We start from the raw sequence: 20,175 nt of genomic DNA, 5'->3' as shown, positions 1-20,175 counted from the left end.
TTATGCCGGGCCTGACGAGCCTGGATTGCGAGCCTGAACGCCGATCCGAGAAGTACCATCAGAGTGAGCCGATCATGCAGATGCCTCTGTTGAGCCAGCGCAGCAGCGTGTTTGTTCAAGCCGATCCTTATGCCGTATCCGGTTACGTCAACCAGCACGTGGGCAGCCATTGCATTCGCCTGCCCCGGGCCGGCCACCCCCAGGCCAGCCTCCAGCACCGGACCCTGGCCAGCCTGGATCTGTGCAGCATCAGCTACGGCGGCAGTGTGCGCGTCACCTCGCCGGCCCTGGAAAGCGTCTACCACCTGCAAGTGTTGCTTCATGGCCATTGCCTGTGGCGCGGTCCAGGCCAGGAGCACTGTTTCGCCCCGGGGGAACTGCTGCTGATCAACCCCGATGATCCGGTGGACCTGACCTATTCTGCGGACTGCGAAAAATTCATCATCAAGATTCCTACCCGCCTGCTGGAGAGCGCATGCCAGGAGCAGCGTTGGCAGTACCCAAGGCAGGGCGTGCGCTTTCTCCAGCCGCGTTATCGACTGCAGGACCTGGAAGGCTTCGTGCCCTTGCTGAGCCTGTTGTGCCAGGAGGCCGAAGCCCGGCAGACCCTGCCCAAGGTCCAGGCGCATTACGCGCAGATCCTGGCGGGCAAACTGCTGGGGCTGATGCAGACCAACGTGCAGCGTGATGCCCTGGGCGCCTCGGCGGCGACCTTCGAGCGGATTGCCGACTATATCGAGCGCAACCTCAAGCACGACATCGGCTGCGAGGAACTGGCGCAACAGGCGCGCATGAGCCTGCGCTCGCTGTACGGCCTGTTCGAGCGTAACGCCCGCACCACGCCGAAGAGCTACATCCGCCAGCAGAAGCTGCAACGGATACACGCCTGCCTCAGCGACCCGCAAAGCCCGGTGCGCAACGTCACCGAGCTGGCCCTGGATTTCGGCTTCCTGCACCTGGGGCGTTTTGCCCAAAGCTACCGCCAGCAATACGGCGAATTGCCCTCCGATACCCTCAAGCGTCGCCACTGAGCCTTTGATGGCCCCGCCTCTCGGCCCGGCGGCTGTAGATACCGTCTTGCCCGTTACCGGGCAAGCGCCAATTTCGGGTCATAAGGATGACCCGACTTGAGCACGCCAAATACGATGTGCAGCATCTTGCGCATCACCGCACAGACGATCTGTTTGCCCGCTTTACCCTTGGCGCGCAGCCGCTCTTTCATCGCCATGAGGGGCTCACTCATGTTCATGGCGGTGATGCTGGGTAGGTACAACGCTCGGCGGATACGCCCCGAACCAGCCTTGCTGATCAGCGTGCGGCCCTTGAATTTGCCGGATTCGGCCAACTGCGGATTCAACCCCGCAAACGAGACTACGGCCCGGGCGCTACGAAACTCCTTGAGATCGCCCAGTTCGGCCAGGATCACTGACGCGGTCTTCTCGCCGATACCGTCGATGCTCAACAGCAGATCCCGTTTGCCCCGCAAGTCGGGATCATCGTCGACATGCTGCTTGATCATCTGGCGGGTCTGGACGATGTCTTTTTCGATGTGGCTGATGTGCGACTGGATCGATTCCTGAACCACCGTATCCGCCACTTCCTGGCGATTACGTTCCATCTGCAGCATCTCCTGCAGGTCGTCCAGGCGTCGCAGCAGGACCCGTAGCCGGCGGATCGCCACAGGCTCCGGCGCCCAGGGCGTCAAGGGTGACTCGTGCTTGGCCTGGGCAAAGGCGGCCAGCAACTTGGCGTCCACCTTGTCGGTCTTGTAGTTGATTCCTTCGCTTTTCTTGAAGTAATGGACCCGGGCTGGGTTGACCACGATGACTTCGTAACCCTGGTGGTACAGGTGCTCTGCCAGGGCTTCGTGATAAACGCTGGTGGCTTCCATGACGACCCTGGCGTCGGGCTGCGCATGCAACTTGAGCCACTGGTCGAGCTGGGCGAAGCCCTCGGCATTGTTGGGAATCTTGCCGCGTGTGCGGTACTTGCCGTTGGGCAGAGGCGTGGCGACATCGAATGTGTTCTTGGCGATATCGATCCCGATGACGTTAGACATATTCTCTTCCTCGTATGCGCGGGTTGAGGATCATCCATCACTCGGTCTCAGCCTTGTTGATGCGAGCTACCGTGCGATGCAGGGCTCAGGATACCGTTCGGACTTAGCGAGTGAGGTTGAAGAGGAGGAGCTCAATCTACAGTGCAGGCTCAAGGCCTTAGCCGCTGCCCGGCTTCATTCCTCTTCCTCGATGATCAGTCGAGAACTATCGCGTGTGTAGACGCGATAGTCGAGATACAAGCCGCTGCCGAAGGCTGTGCACGACCGCGCAGCGGGCGCAGGAGGCGAAATCGCCGAAGGTCCTGCGGACCTTGTCGCAGCCTGGCGGCAGCGGCTACACGAAGCTGATCCTGTAGATACCGTCTTGCCCGTTACCGGGCAAGCGCCAATTTCGGGTCATAAGGATGACCCGACTTGAGCACGCCAAATACGATGTGCAGCATCTTGCGCATCACCGCACAGACGATCTGCTTGCCCGCTTTACCCTTGGCGCGCAGCCGCTCTTTCATCGCCATGAGGGGCTCACTCATGTTCATGGCGGTGATGCTGGGTAGGTACAACGCTCGGCGGATACGCCCCGAACCAGCCTTGCTGATCAGCGTGCGGCCCTTGAATTTGCCGGATTCGGCCAACTGCGGATTCAACCCCGCGAACGAAACCACAGCTCGGGCGCTACGAAACTCCTTGAGATCGCCCAGTTCGGCCAGGATCACTGACGCGGTCTTCTCGCCGATACCGTCGATGCTCAACAGCAGATCCCGTTTGCCCCGCAAGTCGGGATCATCGTCGACATGCTGCTTGATCATCTGGCGGGTCTGGACGATGTCTTTTTCGATGTGGCTGATGTGCGACTGGATCGACTCCTGAACCACCGTATCCGCCACTTCCTGGCGATTACGCTCCATCTGCAGCATCTCCTGCAGGTCGTCCAGGCGTCGCAGCAGGACCCGTAGCCGGCGGATCGCCACAGGCTCCGGCGCCCAGGGCGTCAAGGGTGACTCGTGCTTGGCCTGGGCAAAGGCGGCCAGCAACTTGGCGTCCACCTTGTCGGTCTTGTAGTTGATTCCTTCGCTTTTCTTGAAGTAATGGACCCGGGCCGGGTTGACCACGATGACTTCGTAACCCTGGTGGTAGAGGTGCTCTGCCAGGGCTTCGTGATAAACGCTGGTGGCTTCCATAACGACCCTGGCGTCGGGCTGCGCATGCAACTTGAGCCACTGGTCGAGCTGGGCGAAGCCCTCGGCATTGTTGGGAATCTTGCCGCGTGTGCGGTACTTGCCGTTGGGCAGAGGCGTGGCGACATCGAATGTGTTCTTGGCGATATCGATCCCGATGACGTTAGACATATTCTCTTCCTCGGATGCGCGGGTTAAGGATCATCCGTCACTCGGTCTCAGCCTTGTTGATGCGAGCTACCGTGCGATGCAGGGCTCAGGATACCGTTCGGACTTAGCGAGTGAGGTTGAAGAGGAGGAGCTCAATCTACAGTGCAGGCTCAAGGCCTTAGCCGCTGCCCGGCTTCATTCCTCTTCCTCGATGATCAGTCGAGAACTATCGCGTGTGTAAACGCGATAGTCGAGATACAAGCCGCTGCCGAGCCCGCGAGGCTGCGCAAAGGTCCGCAGGACCTTGCCTGGCGATCTTCAGCCGAACCTGCACCAGCCTCAAGGTCGTAGCGGCTCCAGGGCCTTTGCAGAAAACGGATACAGGTCTGCAGCCAGTGGATATTGCCCACGGCAACCGCGTCCTAGCATGACCCTGCCTGAATAAAAACAATGGAGGCGGCTGCCATGTCCCTGCGACCCGAATACCTGCATTCCCTGCTTGAAGAGGACCCCGACCAGGGCGTCTACCGCTGCAAGCGGGAGATGTTCACCGACCCCCGGCTGTTCGACCTGGAGATGCAGCACATCTTCGAAGGCAACTGGCTGTACCTGGCCCACGAGAGCCAGGTCCCCAACCCCAACGACTACTACAGCACCACCATGGGCCGGCAACCGGTGTTCATCGCCCGCAACAAGCACGGTGAGCTCAATGCCTTCCTCAATGCCTGCAGTCATCGCGGCGCCATGCTCTGCCGGCACAAGACCGGCAACAAGGCGTCCTTCACCTGTCCGTTCCACGGCTGGACGTTCAACAACTCCGGCAAGTTGCTCAAGGTCAAGGACCCGGCCGCCGCGGGTTACCCGGCCAGCTTCAACTGCGAAGGCTCCCACGACCTGACCCAGGTCGCGCGCTTCGAGTCCTATCGTGGCTTCCTGTTCGCCAGCCTCAACCCCGACGTGCTGCCCCTGGTCGAACACCTGGGGGAGTCGGCGAAGATCATCGACATGATCGTCGACCAGTCCGCCGATGGCCTGGAAGTGCTGCGCGGCTCCTCCAGCTATATCTATGAAGGCAACTGGAAGCTCACCGCCGAGAACGGCGCCGACGGCTACCACGTCAGCTCGGTGCACTGGAACTACGCCGCCACCCAGAACCAGCGCAAGCAGCGCGAGGCCGGGGAAGACATCCGCACCATGAGTGCCGGCACCTGGGCCAAGCAGGGCGGCGGTTTCTACTCCTTCGACAAAGGCCACATGCTGCTCTGGACCCGCTGGTCCAACCCCGAGGATCGTCCGTTGTACGAGCGCCGCGATGAGCTGGCCCGGGATTTCGGCCAGGCCCGGGCCGACTGGATGATCGAGAACTCGCGCAACCTGTGCCTGTACCCCAACGTCTACCTGATGGACCAGTTCAGCTCGCAGATCCGCATTGCCCGGCCGATCTGCGTGGACCGTACCGAAATCACCATCTACTGCATTGCCCCCAGGGGCGAGAGCGACGAAGCCCGGGCCCGGCGTATCCGCCAGTACGAGGACTTCTTCAATGTCAGCGGCATGGCCACCCCGGACGATCTGGAGGAATTCCGCTCCTGCCAGCAGGGCTACCAGGGCAGCACCACGGCCTGGAACGACATGTCTCGCGGCGCCGAGCATTGGGTCCGGGGCGCGGACGACGCAGCCAAAGAAATCGACCTGCAACCGATTCTCAGCGGCGTGCGCACCGAGGACGAAGGGCTGTTCGTGATGCAGCACAAGTACTGGCAGCAGACCCTGCTGGCCGTCCTTGAGCGTGAGGCGTCGCGGCAGATCGACGTGGAGGTGGTGCAATGACTATTTCCTACGAGGCCGTGCGCGATTTCCTGTACCGCGAAGCCCGCTACCTGGACGACAAGGACTGGGACCGCTGGCTGGGGCTCTACGCCCCGGACGCCACCTTCTGGATGCCGTCCTGGGACGACAGCGACCAGTTGACCGAAGACCCGCAGCGGGAAATCTCGCTGATCTGGTACGGCAACCGCAGCGGCCTGGAAGACCGGGTGTTCCGCATCAAGACCGAGCGCTCCAGCGCCAGCATTCCCGACACCCGCACCTCCCATAACCTGAGCAATATCGAGCTGCTGGAGCAGGGCGCCGGCCAGTGCCAGCTGCGCTTTAACTGGCACACCCTGAGCTTTCGCTACAAGACCGTGGACAGCTACTTCGGCAGCAGCTTCTACACCCTCGACCTGCGAGGGGAGAACCCGCTTATCCAGGCCAAGAAAGTCATCCTGAAGAACGACTACGTTCGCCAGGTCGTCGATATCTACCACCTCTGAGGCGACTGCCATGAGCCATCAAATCGCACTCAATTTCGAAGACGGCGTGACCCGTTTTATCACTGCCCATGCCGGTGAGACCGTGGCCGATGCCGCCTACCGCCAAGGCATCAATATTCCCCTGGACTGCCGCGATGGTGCCTGCGGCACCTGCAAGTGCCTGGCCGAAGCCGGGTGCTACGAGCTGGGGGAGGACTACATCGAAGACGCCCTGAGCGCCGATGAGGTCGAGCAGGGTTTCGTCCTCACCTGCCAGATGCGCGCCCTGGGCGACTGCGTGGTGCGGGTGCCGGCCTCGTCCCAGGTCTGTCGCGCCGCGCAGGCCACCTTCCAGGCCCGCATCAGTGCGGTTCGCCAGCTGTCCGACAGCACCATCGCCCTGTCGATCAAGGGCGAGTCCTTGAGCCAGCTGGCGTTCCTGCCGGGGCAGTACGTCAACCTCGGGGTGCCCGGAAGCCAGCAGACCCGGGCCTATTCCTTCAGCTCCCTGCAGCGCGATGGCGAGGTCAGCTTCCTGATCCGCAATGTGCCCGGTGGCCTGATGAGCAGCTTCCTCACCGGTCTCGCCAAAGCCGGCGACAGCATGACCCTGGCCGGCCCCTTGGGCAGCTTCTACCTGCGGGACATCCGCCGGCCCTTGCTGTTGTTGGCCGGTGGCACCGGGCTGGCGCCGTTCACCGCGATGCTGGAGAAGATCGCCGAGCAGGGCAGTGAGCACCCTTTGCACCTGATTTATGGGGTGACCCATGATTTCGACCTGGTGGCGCTGGATCGCCTGGAGGACTTTGCCAGGCGCATCCCCCAGTTCAGCTTCAGCACCTGTGTGGCCAATCCCGAGAGCCAGTACCCGCACAAGGGCTACGTGACCCAGCATATCCAGCCGGCGCACCTGAACCAGGGGGATGTGGACGTGTACCTGTGCGGGCCGCCGCCGATGGTCGAGGCGGTGAGCCAGTTCATTCGCGAACAGGGCATTGCCCCGGCGAATTTCTATTATGAGAAATTCGCCGCCAGTGCCGCCTGAAGGGCATTTCGCCGTTGCAGGCGCTGGCCTGCCAGCGAAGGCCTCCACAAGAGTGCCGCAAGGTACAAGGGCTTTTTCGCCGGCAGCCGGCTCCTACGGATGAAGCGCGTTGCCCAGGCATTGTCCTTGCCATCTTTTCCCCACCCCCGAGGTCTTTATGAACCGCTTCCACAACCAAGTTGCCCTGGTCACCGGCGCCGCCCAGGGCATCGGTCGTCGTGTCGCCGAACGCCTGGCCGAGGAGGGCGCCCGCGTGGTGCTGGTGGATCGCTCGGAGCTGGTCTTCGAACTGGCCGCCGAGCTCAGCCCTCGCTACCCGGTCCTGGCCCTGACCGCCGATCTGGAGCAATACGCCGAATGCAGCCGGATCATGGCCGCCGCCATCGCCCACTTCGGTCGCCTCGATGTGCTGGTCAACAACGTCGGCGGCACGATCTGGGCCAAGCCCTTCGAGCACTACCAGCCGCAGGAGATCGAGGCTGAAGTGCGTCGTTCATTGTTCCCGACCCTGTGGTGCTGCCACGCTGCCTTGCCGCACATGCTGGAACAGGGGCGTGGCGCCATCGTCAACGTTTCGTCCATCGCCACCCGTAGCCTCAACCGCGTGCCCTACGGCGCGGCCAAGGGCGGGATCAACGCACTCACCGCCTGCCTGGCCTTCGAAACCGCCGGCCGTGGCGTGCGGGTCAACGCCACCGCGCCGGGGGGCACCGAGGCGCCGCCACGACGTATCCCGCGCAATAGCGCCGAGCCGAGCCCCGAGGAGCAGGCCTGGTACCAGCAGATCGTCGAGCAGACCCTCGACAGCAGCCTGATGCACCGCTACGGCAGCGTCGATGAACAGGCAGCGGCGATCCTGTTCCTGGCCAGCGACGAAGCCTCCTACATCACTGGCACGGTGCTGCCGGTGGGCGGTGGCGACCTGGGCTGAGTCGGCTGGCTGAACCGCGGGTGTGGTGGCCAGGCTTGACCCGGAGAGCGGCAAGGCCGCCCGGCTGTTGGAGACTGTTCACACCTGGCGGTGAGCGCTACTAAGGCAAGCGCAAACTCGGCAGTGCCGCCTTGCCCTGGGCCGACAGCACCGGTGCCAACTGGTCCCAGGTGAAGCTCAGCTCATTGTCGCAACCGTCACCGTAGGCGGGCGTCGAGAGCTGCAAGCCCTGGGTGTTGAAGCTCAGATCGAAGGTCGAGTAGCTGCTGACGGCCGGGCAGCCTTCGTCCACGGAGGTCTGTTTCTCCAGCCAGGCGGCGAACCCCGGCGCCAGCTTCACCTGGCCGGAGTAGGGGTCGTGCCACTGCTGGCGCCCGCCTACCCAGGTCCAGGGGTCGATGCGTTCGCCCGTCTTCAGGTTCCAGCTGTGCAGGCCCCAACTGATGCCGTTGCGTCCCATGCCGGCGGTCCAGCGATAGAACTTGATGGTGATCCATTGCGACGACCAGTACTGGGGCTCGACGCTGATTTCGCTGGTGTAGCCGGAGCCATTGCGCCCCAGGTACTCGCGGCGCTCGCTGAAGAATTCTTCCTGGCCCTCGGGGCTGATGGCCAGGCGTTCCAGCTGCCGGTTGATGTTCTTCAGCGCCGGACCATCACCTTCCAGCTTGAGGCTGACCTGGGCGCCCTGGGTCCTGAGCTGATAGCGGTGTCCTTCGAATTCTTTCCTCTGCACCTTCACCGGTAGCGGCGCGGCCTCCAGCGGCCCGTTGTAGGCATCGCCGCCACAGCCTTCGGTGCTGGTGCGCGTCAGTGCCAGAGGCAATGGCGTGTCGCCCGGGGCCTTGCTCCAGGTGCCGCTCAGGCGATCGCCCTGGGGCGCGTCGAGTTGCCAAGACCCGGTCTGGCCGTCTTCGATCCAGGGCTCGCTGGCCTGTGCCTGGGTCAGCTGGATCGGCGTGGCGAAGCGCTGGTAGTAGTAGCTGGCGTTGCTGTTGGGGGCGGCGTTGAAGCAGGCGGTGATCGCGGATTTTCCCAGGGTGCCCGTCCACACCCCGGCGAGGTCGCTGGGCGTGGCAGCGGCGTAAGCTGAAGCGCCGGTCAGGGCCAGGACGGCCAGGGGTTTGAGCATGGGGACGGACTTCCAGTTGTCGGACAGGGGGGCATCATAACGGATGGGCGGGTACTGATTGTTTTGCCGTCATATCAACGGTTTGGTTCGGTGGCGCAGCATTGGCCGGGAGCGATTCCTGTCGCTTGCTTTATTAATCTTACGAAAGAAAAATAACGCTATTTGTTGAATTGGCGAGTGGTGGGTGGTACAAAATCCACCGCACCAAAGGCCGAGGCTCACCCCCAGGGCGGTAGGCGAGAGCGGGTTGCCAATGCAACCCAATGAACGGATAACCCCAGGCACTCGAGGCCAACATGGACGAAACGCTTCCCCTGTTCCACCACGAACCCTATCTCAAGCACGTGGAGTGTCGTGTCGAGCGGCTTGAGCGCGACGATTCGGGTCAGCCTTTTGCGCTGCTCGACGCAACGGTTTTCTATCCCCAGGGCGGTGGGCAACTGGGCGATCGAGGGGCGCTGCACATCGTCGGCCAGGAGGCAGGTGATGCCCGGCAGGTGCTGGAGGTGATCACCACCCGAAAGAAGGATCGGCAGATCCGCCATTACCTGGGCATCGACGACCAGGCGTTCGAGCGCCTGCAGCAATGCCTGAGCGGAGCAGGGGCCGTCGCTACCCTGGCCTGGCCGTTGCGCTACCAGCAGATGCGTATCCATTCGGCAATGCACCTGATGCATTGCATGCTCGAGCGAACCCTTGGGCGTTCCCTGCCACACCCGGTCCGTTCGCCCTTGAGTGACGAAGGTGGGGAAAATCAATATGAATTCGTGGACGAGTTCGATGAAGCGAGCCTGCAGCGGGCAACCGATGCCTTGAACGCATTCTGTGCTGCAGGTCATGCAATAACGACGCAAGCCGACGCCGGCCAAGGTCCGGGATACCGTTGGTGGCGATGCGGACAATGGTCGATCCCCTGTGGGGGCGTGCATGTCGCTGATACGCAAGAAATAGGACGGGTGGCCGCCAGTATGAAGGTCAGGAAAAATACCACCCGAGTGGCGCTCACTCTATTCGCGGAGTCTTGATAGTCGATGCAGAACAAACAAGCCTTCGGTGCGTTCCTGACCCAGTTACGCATCGAAAGAGGCCACCTGAAGATTTCCACTTTTCTGGACGATGTGAGCCTTCCGTTTTCCGCCAACTACTACCGTGATGTCGAGTCGGGAAGAAAGCACCTGAGCATCGATGCCGCTGTCGAATTGCACGACTGCCTTGGCCTCGATCCGGCCAGTAAATCGAGCTTCGATTACTACTGGCACTACTTTCGCGACCTGTTGCCTGCCCAGGTGCACGAGATGCTGTTCGGCAAGGGCGTGGAGGTCACGGACCTGCCTGCCCGGCTGGAACTGCGCGAACATGATTCGAGGATCTTGCGCCGGGCCTTGAGCTTGAGCCGCTACGAGCGCGAATTCATCGTGACCCAGGAGATCATCGCGGCGTTCGACGAGCAGTTCGAACTGCTGCCGTTGATGACCTATCTGTACATGGTGGACAGCGCCTCGGTAGCCGAGGTCCGGTTGGTCTGCGAGCAGTTGGGCCTTGCCTACGATCAGCGTACCGAAGCGTTCCTGGCCCTGGTGGCCAAGGAGCGCAGTACCCCGCAGGCGCCCTTCGTGCGGCATGCACCCACGCTGAGGATGCCAAGGACGGCCGAGGCCCTGGCGCTCAAGGACCGGTTCCTGCGCGCCGAGATCGATCGCTCGTTGTCCAAGCCCGAGCAAAGCGAATATTTCGATGTGTCCGGGTCGTTCAAGTACAGCTCGATGGTGACGCTCAGGGACGCGGAGATCGAACAGATCCAGGACCGCCTGGTCGAGCTGTTCTCGCTGATAGAAGTGCACAACAAATCCGCGGGGCAGCTGGAAGATCCCGGTGCCCAACCCTACTTCTTCGGGCTGGTGGTGTCGGGTCGTCCGGAGTATGACGGGCGGGCGGGGCGGCCGAAGAACAAGCCCAAGGGCGCAAGCCAAGCATGAGGGTGGCTGCAGCTTTGCGGTTGTGCTGAAGAGGCACTGCCTGGGGCCGCGAGGTAGCCCGGGCCGGGACCCGGCCAGCGGCTTGGCGGGAGAACACCCAGGGCGGCGTCAGGCCCCGTCCTGGGCAATGGCATAGGGCAGGTCGACCGGCGGGGCATCCGGCAGCTGGCGCGAGGATTTCACCATCAGGTAACCGACGATCTGCGCCGAACTCAGCTCGATATGCAGCATTGCTTCATCCCCAAACCACTCGTTGGGCCAGAAGATCAGGTCCGAGGCATTGGCCTCGGGGAAGTTGGTTTCCAAGAGGCCCAGGGCGTAGTCCGTATCAGACTCCGTGCCTTCGCACTGGCAGATGAAGTCCGTCACGGCACAGGCCTCATCGAAGCTCAAGTCGCCTATGTACTTTTCCTGGTGAAAGGCCGTACGCAGGAAGTTCGCCTCGCTGGTATGGCTGTGCATATCGCGGAACTCGTGAAACTCGAAAGCCCGGCCGGCATAGCCGTTCCATTGCTGGATCAACGCACTGATCTCGGCGTTTTCCCGTTCCTGGTTGTCCCAGATCCTGTCGAGGATCTGCTTGAGCAAATCCTTCATCAGCACGCGCATCTTTGGCGTCGCTGGTATTGGTTTGAGCCGGTCCGGCATGGCCATGTCTTGCTCCTGTTCGGCATGTTCGCCACCCGCTGCGGGTGGCGCCGCAGGATAGCCGCTTCAGGCGGATGGCTGAAGCGCTGGCGTGAATTGCAACAATGCGCACAGCCCGCCTTCGGGGCGGTTATGCAGTTGCAGGTGACAGCCGATCTTGCCAGCGATCATCTGCACGATAGCCAGTCCCAGCCCGGCCCCCTGGGCGTTGCCCTGGCTGTAGAAGCGCTCCAGCAATCGTTCGCGATGTTGTTCGTCGATGCCGGGGCCGGCGTCCTCGACACTCAGGTGGACACTGCCATCGGCCTGGGGGCGCACGCCGACCCGTACCTCGCTGCCTACGGGGGAGAAGTTCAAGGCGTTGGTCAAAAGGTTCTGCAAGGCTATGGACAGGGCCGCCGGGTCGGTGTCGAGCTGGCAGTCCTCGGTGCCTTCGAGCACCAGCTCGACCTCTTTCTCCAGGGCCAGGGGCGCCAGTTCCGCGAGTTCTTCGCGGACCAGCGCGCAGAGGTCGATGCGGCACATGCGTGGGCTGTGCAGGTGGGGCTCGATGCGGGCCATGGTGAGCAGCTGGCTGGCGATGCGGGTGGCTCGGTCCACGCCGCTGACGAGGAAGTCCAGGGCCTCGCGTTGCTGTTGCGGGCTGGCGGCCTGCTGGGCGTTTTGCGCATGGATCCGCAGGATCGCCAGGGGCGTGCGCAACTCATGGGCGGCGTCGGCGATAAAGCGTCGCTCGCGTTCCAGCAGGCTATCGATCTGTGCCAGTAGCTGGTTCAGGGCGGTCTGCATCGGTTCCAAATCCTGGGGCAGGGGGTTGAGCGCCAGGGGCTGGAGGGTCTCGGCGTTACGCCCGCGAATGGCCTGGGCCATGGCCCGCAGTGGCGCCAGGCCCCAGCCGATGGTCAGCCAGCTCAGCAGGGCCAGCAGCGGCAGGCCGACCAGGGTTGGCCGCAGGGTGTGACGGACGATGCGCTGGATCAGGTCCTGGCGGACATCGTCGCGTTCGCCGACCCAGATCAGCAGGCCCTGCTGTGGGTCGGCCAGGAGAAAGGCGCACCAGTCCCTGCCGTTCTCCAGGAGATCATGGCCCCCCAGGGTGGTGGGCGGAGCGGCCAGTACCGGTGCTTCGGCAGAGCGCACCAGCAACTGGCCATCGTCACGCCAGACCTGGAAGGTCAGGCGGGTTTCATAGGGGTGGGCGGCACCGTCCACGCCGACCCGGCTCATGGCCTGGTCGAAGGCCTGGTACAGGCGTTCCCAATCGGCGTTGCCCGGCTCTTGCGAGCGCAGGACTCCTTGCAGCAAGCGCGCGCTCTGGGCCAGCTGGGCGTCGTAGACCTCTTCGATTTCATGGTGACTGTCACGCAGTACCAGCCAACTGATCAGTACATCCCCCAGCAGCACCAGCACCAGCAGCGGTAGCAGGATTCGCGTGCGCACCGAGTTCATGGCTTGAGCTCCAGCACGTAGCCGATGCCACGCACGGTGCGGATCAGTTCGGCGCACAACTTTTTGCGCAGGTTGTGGATCAGCACCTCCAGGGTGTTGCTCTCGACCCGGTCCTGCCAGCCATACAGCGCCCGGGACAGGCGCTCGCGGGTCACTACCTTGCCCGGGCGGGCCATCAATTGGTGCAGCAGTTGGTACTCCATGGGCGTCAGCACGATCTCCGTTGCCTGGTAGTGCACCTGCTGGGTCGCCGGGTCCAGGCGAATGCCGGCATGTTCCAGCAGGGGCTGGGCACGACCTTGGCTGCGACGCAGCAGGGCGCGGACCCGGGCCTTCAATTCGTCGACGTCGAAGGGCTTGACCAGGTAGTCGTCGGCGCCCGCGTCCAGCCCGGCGATACGCTCGGCCGTGCCGTCGCGTGCAGTGAGGATCAGCACCGGCAGGTCCTGTTGCGCGGCGCGCAGTTGCTGCAACAATTTCAGGCCATCCAGGCGCGGCAGGCCCAGGTCCAGCAGAAACAGGTCGAAGCTCTCTGTGCGCAGGGCGTGCAGGGCGCTGATGCCATCCTGCAGCCAGTCCAGGGTGTAGCCTTCGGCGCCCAGGGCGGTGCGGATGCCCTGGCCGAGGGCGCGATCATCTTCGACAAGCAGCAGGCGCATGGGCGGTCCTCGGTGGGTTGGCGGGGTTGGGCGGCGGGGTGCAAGTGGCGGCATGATGACGCCCGCCGCGAGGCTGCGTCAGGGCTTTTACCGGGGGAAATGTTACGGCGCGTTGCGGCCTAAGCTTTCATTAAGCTTGGTTTTGCACAGTGGCCACTCCCTGATCCCGGAGCGGTTTTCCATGCGCAAAATCCTGCTGTTGTCCCTGGTTCTCGCCAGCCCCCTGGCCATCGCCGGCCCGCAATGCACCACCGCCGAACGCTCGCAATGGCAAGACCAGAAAGCCTTCCAGGAGCAGCTCAAGGCCCAGGGCTACCAGATCAGCAAGTTCAAGGTCACCGACGGCAACTGCTACGAGATCTATGGCTTCGACAAGGACAAGCGCAAGGTCGAGATCTATCACGATCCGGTCACCGGCAAGGCGGTGAAGACCGAGATCAAGGGCTGATGCCTGCCGCCTCCCAGCGGCTATGGGACCCGTTGGTGCGACTGTTTCACCTGTCCATCGCCGGGGTCTTTGTCGGTAACTACTTCTTCAATGAAGCCGGTGACGACTGGCATGTCTGGCTCGGCTACTACGCCATGGCCTGGCTGCTGTTGCGCACGCTGTGGGGCTTTGTCGGGCCGCGCAGTGCGCGCTGGTCCGACTTCTGGCCGACTCGGACGCGGCTGGCGGGGCATTTGCGCTCGCTGCTGGCCGGGCGTCCCGAGCATCGCCTGGGGCACTCGCCCCTGGGGGCTTTGGTGATGTTGCTGATGCTGCTGGCCCTGGTGCTGGTCGGCATCAGCGGTTTCTTGATGCAGGAAGTCGATGCCTTGTGGGGCGCCGATTGGCCCTTGCTGATACACCAGACCAGTGCCGACGTGCTGTTGGGGCTGGTGCTGCTGCACGTGTGTGCGGCGATTTTTGAAAGCTTCCAGGTGCGCGACAACCTGCCGTTGTCGATGCTCACCGGCCGCCGTCGACCCTTGCCGAAACCGACACGGCATTGACGATTTCCCTGGTTTTCAACCTGTCTCTGCAACGGACTCCTGAATGCGTGCGCTGTCCCCTGGCTTGATCTTCATCTGCAGCAGTTTGCTGCTGGCGGCGGTTTTCATCGCCGCGTGGCGCAGCCATCCGCCCCATCAATTGGCGCCGTTCGCCCAGGTCGCCGTGGCCAACCAGGCCGGCGGCAAAGAACTCCCTCGGTACCAGAGCCGTTTCGTCTCCTCGGAACTGGATGACTTCGTGCATTCTTCGTCGGTCACCGCCTTGCCGGGTGGCGACCTGATGGCCGTGTGGTTCGCCGGCTCCCGGGAAGGCGCGGCCGATGTCCAGGTGCGCAGCGCACGCTTTGACGCCAAGAGCGGCGAGTGGGGTGCCGAGCAGGTGCTGGCCACCCGCGAATCGACTCGCGCCGGTACCGGGCGCTACATCCGCAAACTGGGCAATCCGGTGATCGCCCTGGCCCCGGACCAGCGCCTGTGGATGTTCTACGTCTCGGTGTCGGTAGGCGGCTGGGCCACCAGTGCGATCAACGCCATGGTGTCCGATGACCTGGGGCGCAACTGGTCGACGCCGCACCAGTTGATCACTTCGCCATTCTTCAATATCAGCACCCTGGTCCGCGCCGCGCCGGTGTTCCATGCCGATGGCGCCATCGGCCTGCCGGTGTACCACGAGTTCATGGGCAAGTTCGCCGAGTACCTGTACCTGAGCCCCGATGGTGCGGTGATCGACAAGTTCCGCATCAGCCGTGGCAAGCACTCCCTGCAACCGACCATCGTGCCCCTGGACGAGCAACGTGCCGTGGCGATGTTGCGCTACGCCGGCGACACCCACCACAAGGTCCTGGCCAGTCGTACCGAAGACGCCGGGCAGACCTGGAGCGAGCCCTATCCGCTGCAACCGTCCAACCCCAACTCTTCCCTGGCGGCGATAGGCACCGATGACCAGGGCCTGTTGGTCGCCCTCAACGATTTGCAGGACGGGCGCTTCAGACTCAGCCTGTACGGTACCGACGCCGGTCTCAGTCAGTGGCGGTCCCTGGTGGAACTGGACCAGTCCCCCGATCCCCTGGGCCAGCCGTTTACCCATGAGGCCTACAAGGCAATCATCGGCGAAGGCTTTCGCATTTCCAGCGGTGCCCAGCGCCTGCCCCTGAAACAGCGCTTCTTGAGCAGCCTCGACTACCGGGTGTGCAAGCCCCAGGGCTGCGACTTCGAGTACGAATATCCCTACTTCAGCCGCGGGGCGGATGGCATGTACCACCTGGTCTATTCCTGGAACAACACCTTTATCAAGCACGTCAGCTTCAATGCGGCGTGGCTGGCGGAGCGCCTGTGATGATGTCCCTGTGGCAAGCCCACCTGAGTTTTATCCTCCTGGGCTTCGTGCTGCTCGGTAGCCTGCGCCTGACCGCGTCCTGGCGGCCCTGGCTGCTGCCGCTGCTGGCCCTGGCCAGTGTTATTCCGCTGAACCAGCTACCGCTGGCGGCCTATGTGCGCAGCTTCACCGATGACCTGGCCATCAGCACCCTGGTGCTGCTGGGCTGGGTCAGCCTGCAACGCCTGGGGCTGATGGCGCCCTTGCAAGCCAAGCACCGGGTGCAGGTCCTGCTGCTGTTTATCGGTCTAACCCTGAGCCTGTACCCCGCGACCCTGGGCCTGACCTACCTCGACCCGTACCGTTGGGGCTACAACCCACGGCCGATGATTGTGCTGATGGGCCTGGCGGCGCTGGTGCTGCTGTGGCAGCGCAATGCGCTGGGGGTGCTGATGCTGGCGGTGGGGACCCTGGCTTTCGCCCTGCGTCTGAAGCCCTCGGAAAACTACTGGGACTACCTGATGGACCCTTTGCTGGCAGGCTACTGCCTGATCGCCGGCAGCGGCGGGTTGCTGCTGTGGCTGTGGCGCCGCTTCGCCCATCGCCACCGCGGGCAGCCCCTTGCCGGATAAACCCACAGGCCGCGCCGCGGCCTTCGACAACACCACACAGAGGTCAATGATGGGCGGGTTGCAATCACGCCGCCTGCGCTACGGCGTGGGCGCAATCGGGCTGGTATTCGGCTTGCTGGTACTGCTGCGGCTGCTGTTCGCGGTGGGGTTTTCCGGGGTGGACCTAAGCGCCGCCAACGAGCGCCAGGCCATCCTCCAGACCCTCGGCATCGGCCTGCGCTTCGACCTGCGCCTGACCCTCTTGATCCTGCTGCCCCTGGCCGTGCTGGCCTGGCTGCCGCGCTGGAACCTGCTGCGCCTGCCAGCTTTGCGCTGGCTGGCCCGGGCCTACCTGCTGCTGGTGCTGGGCGGGGTAGGGCTGCTGTACATCATCGACTTCGGCCACTACGCCTACCTGGGCGTACGCATCAACGCCACGGTGCTGCGCTACCTGGACGATGCACAGATCTCCCGGCAAATGCTCTGGGAAAGCTACCCGGTGCTGTGGATCGTCCTCGCCTGGGGCATTGCCCTGGCCCTGTGGTGCTACGCCTTGCTGCGCCTGGAACGCCTGACCCTCGACCGTCCGGCCCAAGCCCTTGGCCGGCTGTCCCTGGCCGGCGTCAGCGCCCTGGGCATCGCCGCCGTGTTCCTCGCCCTGCTCGGGCGGGTGGACAACCTCAACCTGGAAAACCCCGTGCCCCTGCGCTGGAGCGATGCCTACTTCTCCGGCAACAGCCAGATCGCCGCCCTGGGCCTGAACCCCGTGCTGTTCTTCTACGACACCCTCAAGGCCGGCCAGGCCCAGTACGACGAAGCCCAAGTGCGCCAACACTACCCGGCCCTGGCCCGCTACCTCGGCGTCGACAATCCGGACCCGCACAGCCTGAGCTTCACCCGCCAACAAGGCATTCAGCCGTACCGCATCGATCGTCCACGGCCGCCCAACGTCATCTTCGTCATGCTCGAATCCCTCGGCACCAGCGCTGTGGGCGCCTACGGCAACCCGCTCAACCCCACCCCCAACCTCGACCGCCTGGCCAGCCAGAGCTGGTTTTTCAGGCACTTCTACGTCCCGGTCACCGGCACCGCCAAGACCGTGTGGGCGAGCATCACCGGCGTGCCCGACGTCACTCGCCAGGAGACCGCCACCCGCCAGCCCCTGATCACCCGCCAACACAGCCTGATCAACGCCTTCAGCGACTACCACAAGCTCTACCTGATCGGTGGCAACGCCGGTTGGGCCAACATCAACGGCTTGATCCGCCAGAGCATCGACAACGTGCGCCTGTACGACGAAAGCCACTGGCAATCGCCCCTGGTGGACGTCTGGGGCATCTCCGATCTCGACCTGTTCAAGGAAAGCGACCGCCTGCTACGCGCCATCCCCCAAGACCAGCCGTTCTTCGCCTACCTGCAAACCTCCGGCAACCACCGCCCGTTCACCATCCCCAAGGACAACGACGGCTTCCAAACTCAGGACCTGCCCCTGGAGCAGGTCCAGGCCGCGGGTTCGCGCAGCCTTGCGCAATACAACGCCGTGCGCCTCTTGGACTTCAACATCGGCCGCCTGATGGAGATCGCCAAGGCGGGGGGCTACTACGACAACACGATTTTCGTGTTCTTCGGCGACCACAACACCCGCATCAGCCAGATCCCCCACATGGCCCCAGCGTTTGAACAACTGGGGCTGGAGAGCAACAACGTACCGCTGCTGATCCATGCCCCGGGGATGTTACAACCCAAGGTGATCGAAGAAGCCGTCGGCCTCGCCGACCTGCTACCCACGGTGGCTGGCATGGCCGGGATGCCGTTTACCAATGGCGCCATGGGGCGAGACATTCAACAGCCCGCGCCGGAAGGCGAGCGCGTGGTGCCGTTGGTATTGAGGGAAGGGACCTTTCCGGTCATTGGCGGCGTGACCCAGGATTTTCTGCTGCAGATGCAGCACGACGGCAGTGAGGCTACGTTGCATGATTTGGCTTCACCTACTCCACGCGACGATGTGGCCAAAGAGCATCCGCAGGAGTTTGAACGGTTGCTGGAATTGACGCGGGGGATGCATGAGGGGGCGCGGTTGATGTTGTACCGCAACGTGCGCTGACACCGCACAGCCATTGGTAGACGCCGGCCGGTGTAGGGGCCTGGCTTGCCAGCGAAGGCGGCCGCAAGACCGCCTGAGCTCTATTTAACAGACAGCCAGTTCAGGACTGAAGCTACTGGTGGTTAGGCGTTTGAGCGCTATATCAAGCGCCTGGTCGTCGAACAGCCTGTTCTTGCGAGCAGCAGAAGTTAGATGGGGACGGGTTAAATCAGGCTTATTTTTAAATACAGACCTGTCTCCCCGCGTGTCCTCCCAGGCCGGAGCTGCGTGACATTATCCGCGCCTTCAGTGCATAGACAGCTGCGTTAGGTGCCTGATACCTTATCGAAAGGTAATACCTTTAGATAACAAGGGTTCGGCTATGGCCACTTCTATCAAGATTGATGACGAGCTAAAAAAACGCATTCAGCATCTGGCGGGACTGCGTCAACGTTCGTCCCACTGGATTATGCGCGAAGCAATAGCGCAGTACGTCGAGCGCGAGGAAGCCCGTGAGGGCTTCAAACAAGAAGCCTTGGCGTCTTGGGCGGCGTATCAGGAAACGGGTCGGCATCTGACGGGCCAAGAAACTCGGGACTGGCTCAATACCTGGGGTACCGAGGCCGAGACGGAGCTGCCTAAGTGCCACGATTGATGCTCACCGAAGGTGCTGCGCAAGGGTTGGAGCGTTGTCGCCAGTTTCTAGTCGAAAAAGGCCCGCTGATCGCTCAACGAGCTGCCCAAGTGATTGAGCGTCAAATCGCTCGACTGGAGGAAGACCCAGAAATCGGTCGTCCCTTTCCAGAACTGCCGGAGCTGCGCGAGCTGATCATCGAGTTCGGTGATTCGGGTTATGTCGCACTTTATCGGCATGAGCGTGCGGATGATGCTGTTTACATACTTGCCTTTCGGCATCAGAAAGAAGCCGGTTACTGAGTTTTAGTCGCAAGCTGTTTAGCGCGTCAGTCAGATGGCAACGGGGTAAGTCACGTCTTACCCCGTTTTCTCCTTCCTCAGATTTGCTGACTATTTTCTGCCGGTCTGTTGGCATCCAGCAACGAATCCACCACCGCTCTAGCCATCTCCACCGAATGAATCATCGACCAAATCAACCCACGCTCCACACCGCTGGCGCGCTCGGTAATTTCATCGCTGACCTGTACCGCACAGTCCAGCAGCAACGACACATGCACCAACGCTTCTTCAGCATTGATGCCGGGACGGACACTGAACATGGATTGATGACCTACGGATGTAGGTAGGGTGTTTTTCAGACTATTGAGGATCGATGTTTCAGTGCTATGCGCTGCCAAGGCCAAGCGAATGCGCTGGGTGTCGATACCGTGTTCGGGGGTTCTGAATTGTCCAGGTAAGGACAGGGGCGGATCAGCAACGAGCTTTTTCATGGTGCATCTCCAATGTCAGTGGGTGCCCCAATGTGCTATTTCGAGCTGCTAAACCCGATCACTGATATGCAGTGATGAACCGAGCCTAGACAGCCAAAGTATTAGGCGCAAGCGGTTGGGATTTGCTAGTAAAAGTCGCTCAATAGAAAGGGACTAGCCTTACACCGGGTTGTGAATTAGACGATGAATAGGGGATGAAATCTTTAGGAGTAGCTGCTTTCTTTAAGGAGTTCATATTCGCTACACAAA

The 20,175-nt window shown here is 62.5% G+C and carries 21 protein-coding genes; 14 read left to right on the top strand and 7 right to left on the bottom strand.

The genetic code is table 11. From position 1 onward, the window contains the following. Positions 1–71 precede the first annotated feature (71 nt). Entirely contained in the window at positions 72–1,031 is a 960-nt protein-coding gene (locus I9018_RS20555; protein ID WP_277398115.1) for an AraC family transcriptional regulator, read from the top strand. 53 nt (positions 1,032–1,084) lie between these two features. Here I9018_RS20555 and I9018_RS20550 read toward each other — a convergent pair whose 3' ends face one another. After that, positions 1,085–2,059: a transposase gene (locus tag I9018_RS20550; protein ID WP_241106977.1), complete on the bottom strand. Its 975-nt coding sequence runs from the start codon at positions 2,057–2,059 to the stop codon at positions 1,085–1,087. A gap of 371 nt (positions 2,060–2,430) precedes the next feature. After that, entirely contained in the window at positions 2,431–3,405 is a 975-nt protein-coding gene (locus I9018_RS20545; protein ID WP_241106977.1) for a transposase, read from the bottom strand. Positions 3,406–3,849: 444 nt separating this feature from the next. Here I9018_RS20545 and benA point away from each other — a divergent pair, with 444 nt between their 5' ends. The 4 genes from benA to I9018_RS20525 all read left to right on the top strand — a co-directional run bounded on the left by benA (position 3,850) and on the right by I9018_RS20525 (position 7,654). After that, positions 3,850–5,214, top strand: coding sequence for a benzoate 1,2-dioxygenase large subunit (benA, locus tag I9018_RS20540; protein ID WP_068582350.1), 1,365 nt, complete (start codon positions 3,850–3,852; stop codon positions 5,212–5,214). Next, positions 5,211–5,699, top strand: a complete 489-nt coding sequence (benB, locus tag I9018_RS20535; RefSeq protein ID WP_241107377.1) for a benzoate 1,2-dioxygenase small subunit — start codon at positions 5,211–5,213, stop codon at positions 5,697–5,699. Before benA ends, benB begins: the two co-directional genes overlap by 4 nt. Positions 5,700–5,709: 10 nt before the next feature. Continuing rightward, on the top strand, positions 5,710–6,723 hold the full coding sequence (benC, locus tag I9018_RS20530) for a benzoate 1,2-dioxygenase electron transfer component BenC (protein WP_241107376.1): 1,014 nt from the start codon (positions 5,710–5,712) through the stop codon (positions 6,721–6,723). Between the two features lie 157 nt (positions 6,724–6,880). After that, complete coding sequence (locus tag I9018_RS20525) at positions 6,881–7,654, top strand: 1,6-dihydroxycyclohexa-2,4-diene-1-carboxylate dehydrogenase (RefSeq protein ID WP_241107375.1); 774 nt, start codon at positions 6,881–6,883, stop codon at positions 7,652–7,654. Between the two features lie 100 nt (positions 7,655–7,754). Here the strand turns inward: I9018_RS20525 and I9018_RS20520 are convergent, their stop codons facing one another. Further along, a complete protein-coding gene (locus I9018_RS20520; protein ID WP_241107374.1) occupies positions 7,755–8,786 on the bottom strand; it encodes a hypothetical protein in 1,032 nt (343 codons plus the stop codon). Positions 8,787–9,082: 296 nt separating this feature from the next. Between I9018_RS20520 and I9018_RS20515 the strand changes: the two genes are divergently transcribed. Continuing rightward, the gene (locus tag I9018_RS20515) at positions 9,083–9,811 is read left to right on the top strand and encodes an alanyl-tRNA editing protein (RefSeq protein WP_241107373.1); all 729 of its coding nucleotides are present in this window, start codon (positions 9,083–9,085) and stop codon (positions 9,809–9,811) included. Between the two features lie 6 nt (positions 9,812–9,817). Then, entirely contained in the window at positions 9,818–10,762 is a 945-nt protein-coding gene (locus I9018_RS20510; protein WP_241107372.1) for a hypothetical protein, read from the top strand. A gap of 108 nt (positions 10,763–10,870) precedes the next feature. On the opposite strand, the gene I9018_RS20505 is transcribed toward I9018_RS20510, so the two are convergent. From I9018_RS20505 to I9018_RS20495, 3 genes are read right to left on the bottom strand one after another with little or no spacing between them, the layout of a single operon-like run. Further along, the gene (locus I9018_RS20505; RefSeq protein ID WP_241107371.1) at positions 10,871–11,416 is read right to left on the bottom strand and encodes a hypothetical protein; all 546 of its coding nucleotides are present in this window, start codon (positions 11,414–11,416) and stop codon (positions 10,871–10,873) included. 60 nt (positions 11,417–11,476) lie between these two features. Continuing rightward, positions 11,477–12,859 (bottom strand): ATP-binding protein, encoded by a 1,383-nt coding sequence (locus tag I9018_RS20500; protein WP_241107370.1) that lies wholly within the window; start codon positions 12,857–12,859, stop codon positions 11,477–11,479. After that, a complete protein-coding gene (locus tag I9018_RS20495) occupies positions 12,856–13,518 on the bottom strand; it encodes a response regulator (RefSeq protein ID WP_241107369.1) in 663 nt (220 codons plus the stop codon). The genes I9018_RS20500 and I9018_RS20495 overlap by 4 nt, the downstream gene beginning before the upstream one ends. A 181-nt stretch (positions 13,519–13,699) precedes the next feature. On the opposite strand from I9018_RS20495, the gene I9018_RS20490 reads away from it, so the two are divergent. The 7 genes from I9018_RS20490 to I9018_RS20460 all read left to right on the top strand — a co-directional run bounded on the left by I9018_RS20490 (position 13,700) and on the right by I9018_RS20460 (position 19,456). Further along, positions 13,700–13,966, top strand: a complete 267-nt coding sequence (locus tag I9018_RS20490; RefSeq protein ID WP_068582373.1) for a PepSY domain-containing protein — start codon at positions 13,700–13,702, stop codon at positions 13,964–13,966. Next, positions 13,966–14,511 carry a cytochrome b/b6 domain-containing protein gene (locus tag I9018_RS20485; RefSeq protein WP_241107368.1) on the top strand — a complete coding sequence of 182 codons (546 nt, stop codon included), beginning with the start codon at positions 13,966–13,968 and terminating at the stop codon, positions 14,509–14,511. The genes I9018_RS20490 and I9018_RS20485 overlap by 1 nt, the downstream gene beginning before the upstream one ends. 43 nt (positions 14,512–14,554) lie before the next feature. Continuing rightward, positions 14,555–15,847 (top strand): sialidase family protein, encoded by a 1,293-nt coding sequence (locus tag I9018_RS20480; RefSeq protein ID WP_241107367.1) that lies wholly within the window; start codon positions 14,555–14,557, stop codon positions 15,845–15,847. Next, positions 15,847–16,458, top strand: coding sequence for a hypothetical protein (locus tag I9018_RS20475; RefSeq protein ID WP_241107366.1), 612 nt, complete (start codon positions 15,847–15,849; stop codon positions 16,456–16,458). Before I9018_RS20480 ends, I9018_RS20475 begins: the two co-directional genes overlap by 1 nt. Before the next feature lie 49 nt (positions 16,459–16,507). Continuing rightward, the gene (locus I9018_RS20470; RefSeq protein ID WP_241107365.1) at positions 16,508–18,541 is read left to right on the top strand and encodes an LTA synthase family protein; all 2,034 of its coding nucleotides are present in this window, start codon (positions 16,508–16,510) and stop codon (positions 18,539–18,541) included. Positions 18,542–18,902: 361 nt separating this feature from the next. Next, positions 18,903–19,175, top strand: a complete 273-nt coding sequence (locus I9018_RS20465) for a CopG family ribbon-helix-helix protein (RefSeq protein WP_241107364.1) — start codon at positions 18,903–18,905, stop codon at positions 19,173–19,175. Beyond that, positions 19,175–19,456, top strand: a complete 282-nt coding sequence (locus tag I9018_RS20460; protein ID WP_346780111.1) for a type II toxin-antitoxin system RelE/ParE family toxin — start codon at positions 19,175–19,177, stop codon at positions 19,454–19,456. The genes I9018_RS20465 and I9018_RS20460 overlap by 1 nt, the downstream gene beginning before the upstream one ends. A 77-nt stretch (positions 19,457–19,533) precedes the next feature. On the opposite strand, the gene I9018_RS20455 is transcribed toward I9018_RS20460, so the two are convergent. Next, complete coding sequence (locus I9018_RS20455; protein ID WP_241107363.1) at positions 19,534–19,926, bottom strand: DUF3077 domain-containing protein; 393 nt, start codon at positions 19,924–19,926, stop codon at positions 19,534–19,536. Positions 19,927–20,175 lie beyond the last annotated feature (249 nt).

This window comes from Pseudomonas sp. MPFS (genome assembly GCF_022537035.1).
In the GTDB taxonomy this organism is placed as follows: domain Bacteria; phylum Pseudomonadota; class Gammaproteobacteria; order Pseudomonadales; family Pseudomonadaceae; genus Aquipseudomonas; species Aquipseudomonas sessilinigenes.
The sequence above is the reverse complement of the archived record's forward strand: the minus strand, read 5'-3'. Positions and strand labels throughout refer to the sequence as shown.